Raw genomic sequence first — 2,798 nt, 5'->3', positions numbered from 1 at the left:
CGTCGCAACATCCTGGACACCGGCATCCGCATCGACGGCCGCACCGTCGACAAGGTTCGCCAGATCGTCTCGGAAGTGGGCGTCCTGCCCCGGGCCCACGGCTCGGCGCTGTTCACCCGCGGCGAGACCCAGGCCCTGGTGGTCGCCACCCTGGGCACCGGCGACGACGAGCAGCTGATCGACGCGCTGGAAGGCAAGTACTACGAGAAGTTCATGCTGCACTATAACTTCCCCCCCTTCTCGGTCGGGGAAACGGGCCGCATGGGCGCGCCGGGCCGCCGCGAAGTCGGCCACGGCAAGCTGGCCTGGCGGGCGATCCGTCCGATGCTGCCGAAGCAGGAAGACTTCCCCTACACCATCCGCCTGGTCTCCGAGATCACCGAGTCCAACGGCTCGTCCTCGATGGCCTCGGTCTGCGGTTCGTCGCTGGCCCTGATGGATGCGGGCGTGCCCCTGAAGAAGCCGGTCTCCGGCATCGCCATGGGCCTGATCCTGGAATCGGACGGCTTCGCGGTCCTGTCGGACATCCTGGGTGACGAAGATCACCTGGGCGACATGGACTTCAAGGTCGCCGGCACCGAGGACGGCATCACCTCCCTGCAGATGGACATCAAGATCGCCGGCATCACCGAGGCGATCATGAAGCAGGCGCTGGAACAGGCGAAGGGTGGCCGCAAGCACATCCTCGCCGAGATGGCCAAGGCCATGGAAGCGCCGCGTCAGGAACTGGGCGAGTTCGCGCCCAAGATCGAGACCATGAAGGTCCCGGTCGACAAGATCCGCGAAGTGATCGGGTCGGGCGGCAAGGTCATCCGCGAGATCGTGGAAAAGACCGGCGCCAAGGTCGACATCGAGGACGACGGCACGATCAAGGTCTCGGCCAGCGATCAGTCGAAGATCGACGCGGCCAAGGAGTGGATCAAGTCCATCGCCTCGGAACCCGAGCTGAACGCCATCTACACCGGCAAGGTCGTGAAGATCGTCGACTTCGGCGCCTTCGTGAACTTCTTCGGCGCCAAGGACGGCCTGGTTCACGTGAGCCAGATCTCCAACGATCGCGTCGGCAAGGTGTCGGACGTTCTGGTCGAGGGCCAGTCCGTGAAGGTCAAGCTCCTGGGCTTCGACGATCGCGGCAAGACCCGCCTCAGCATGAAGGTCGTCGACCAGGAGACCGGTGAAGACCTGTCCTCCAAGGCGACCGAGACCGAAGAAGCCTAAACGCTTTTCGTCGATAGAGTTCGAGGGGGCGGCCGCAGCGATGCGGCCGCCCTTTTCGTTGTGGCGCCGGCGTAACTTGCCTCGCCTTGCCGCCCCTGGTGGTGGCCTACGCTGCAGCCAAGCCCTAGCGTCGCTTCGCCTCGATCTCGTCCAGCGAACGATCCTCCACGGCTGCGATCTCGTTGCGTGCGCCCTGCGTGGCGTGGATCAGTTCATCGAGCTTCGCCTGTACGGCGGTGGTGTCGCGCCGTGCGTTGCGCTCGATCACCACGGCCATGGCGTAGGTGATGATGGTGGCGGCGGCGTGCCAGTCCAGGGTGTCCGGCTCGAAGACCGCCCAGGCGCCGATGAAGGCGGCCATGGCCAGCAGCGAGGCGGGGTGGGTGAAGAGGCGGCCGGAGGCGTCGAGGCCTCGGTGAAGGATCGTCTGGGTCATGCCACTAGAACGGCGAAGGCTGTGAGGCGTTGCAGCCGTCGGAAGGCGCGCTAACGTCCGCCCATGTGCAACGAGTTCGCCCGCCAGAAACAGCTCGCCGACGCCATCGAGGAGTTCGACAAGCGCGCCCTGCCGCTGTTCGGCTGGCACGAGGGCCAGGTCCCTAATCTGGACGCCCAGCCGTCGATACGGATCCGCGACACGGCGGTCGTCGTCCGTCTGCGAAACGGCGGGCTGGAGGGCGCGGCGGTGACCTGGGCCTGGCCGGGGCCGCGCGGCGCGCCGGTCTTCAACTTCCGATCCGAGGGCCGGGATTTCGGACACAGCGACCGGGTGCTGGTCCTCGCCGACGCCTTCTTCGAGTACACCGCGCCGCAGGCCAAGGGCGTGAAGCTCAAGGATCGCCACCGCTTCACCCTGACAGGCGAAGACTGGTTCTGGATCGCGGGCGTCGTCAAGGAAGGCTGTTTCAGCCTGCTGACCACCGAGCCCGGGCAGGACGTCGCGCCCTTCCACGACCGCCAGATCGTCACCTTCGGCCCTGAGGCCGGGATGGATTGGCTGACCCTGGCGAGGCCGGAGCGCGAGCTGCTAAGGCCAGGCACAATGGGGTCGCTGACGGTACAGACCGTGCGCCGGTACGGCGTCGACCTGGCGGACTAGAACGCGATAGGCCCGCCGGTGAGGGCGGGCCTTCGGCTTCCAGCCTATCGAGGCGGGATCAACCCCTGAGCTTGCGCAGCAGGACGTCCACGTCGCGGGCGATCATCGGATCCTCGGCCTTCAACGCCTCGATCCGGCGTACCGCATGCAGCACTGTGGTGTGGTCGCGGCCGCCGAACCTGCGGCCGATGTCGGGCAGGGAGCGTGTGGTGATCTGCTTGGCGATCCACATGGCCACCTGGCGGGGCCGGGCCACCGCGCGGGCGCGGCGCTCGGAGATCATGTCGGCCTGCTTGAGCTGATAGTGTTCGTCCACCACCTTCTGGATCTGGTCGACGGTCACCCGGCGTTCGTTGCAGGCCAGGTGGGGCCGCAGGATGGTCTGGGCCTCGTCCAGGCTGAGGCGGGCGATATCGCCGCCCACGCGGGCGATGAGGGTGTTCAAGGCGCCTTCCAGTTCGCGCACGCTGTCTGTGAAGCG

Annotated in this window: 4 protein-coding genes; 2 read left to right on the top strand and 2 right to left on the bottom strand. The window is 66.7% G+C overall.

What is annotated here, in order from left to right:
• The coding region (pnp, locus tag RMO04_RS12920) for a polyribonucleotide nucleotidyltransferase (protein ID WP_309645190.1) at positions 1–1,218 on the top strand (1,218 nt) is incomplete at its 5' end.
• Between the two features lie 124 nt (positions 1,219–1,342).
• On the opposite strand, the gene RMO04_RS12915 is transcribed toward pnp, so the two are convergent.
• Positions 1,343–1,654 (bottom strand): low affinity iron permease family protein, encoded by a 312-nt coding sequence (locus RMO04_RS12915; RefSeq protein ID WP_309645189.1) that lies wholly within the window; start codon positions 1,652–1,654, stop codon positions 1,343–1,345.
• Positions 1,655–1,717: 63 nt separating this feature from the next.
• On the opposite strand from RMO04_RS12915, the gene RMO04_RS12910 reads away from it, so the two are divergent.
• The gene (locus tag RMO04_RS12910) at positions 1,718–2,317 is read left to right on the top strand and encodes an SOS response-associated peptidase family protein (RefSeq protein WP_309645188.1); all 600 of its coding nucleotides are present in this window, start codon (positions 1,718–1,720) and stop codon (positions 2,315–2,317) included.
• Positions 2,318–2,375: 58 nt separating this feature from the next.
• Here the strand turns inward: RMO04_RS12910 and RMO04_RS12905 are convergent.
• A partial coding sequence (locus RMO04_RS12905) for a helix-turn-helix domain-containing protein (protein WP_309645187.1) occupies positions 2,376–2,798 on the bottom strand: 423 nt, incomplete at its 5' end.

The sequence above is a fragment of the Phenylobacterium sp. genome (genome assembly GCF_031412415.1).
In the GTDB taxonomy this organism is placed as follows: Bacteria; Pseudomonadota; Alphaproteobacteria; order Caulobacterales; family Caulobacteraceae; genus Phenylobacterium.
The sequence above is the reverse complement of the archived record's forward strand: the minus strand, read 5'-3'. Positions and strand labels throughout refer to the sequence as shown.

What these genes read in the sequence shown, in the direction of transcription:
- RMO04_RS12915 (WP_309645189.1), bottom strand. Translation starts at nt 1,654, where the DNA reads ATGACCCAGACGATCCTTCACCGAGGCCTCGACGCCTCCGGCCGCCTC.
- RMO04_RS12910 (WP_309645188.1), top strand. Translation starts at nt 1,718, where the DNA reads ATGTGCAACGAGTTCGCCCGCCAGAAACAGCTCGCCGACGCCATCGAG.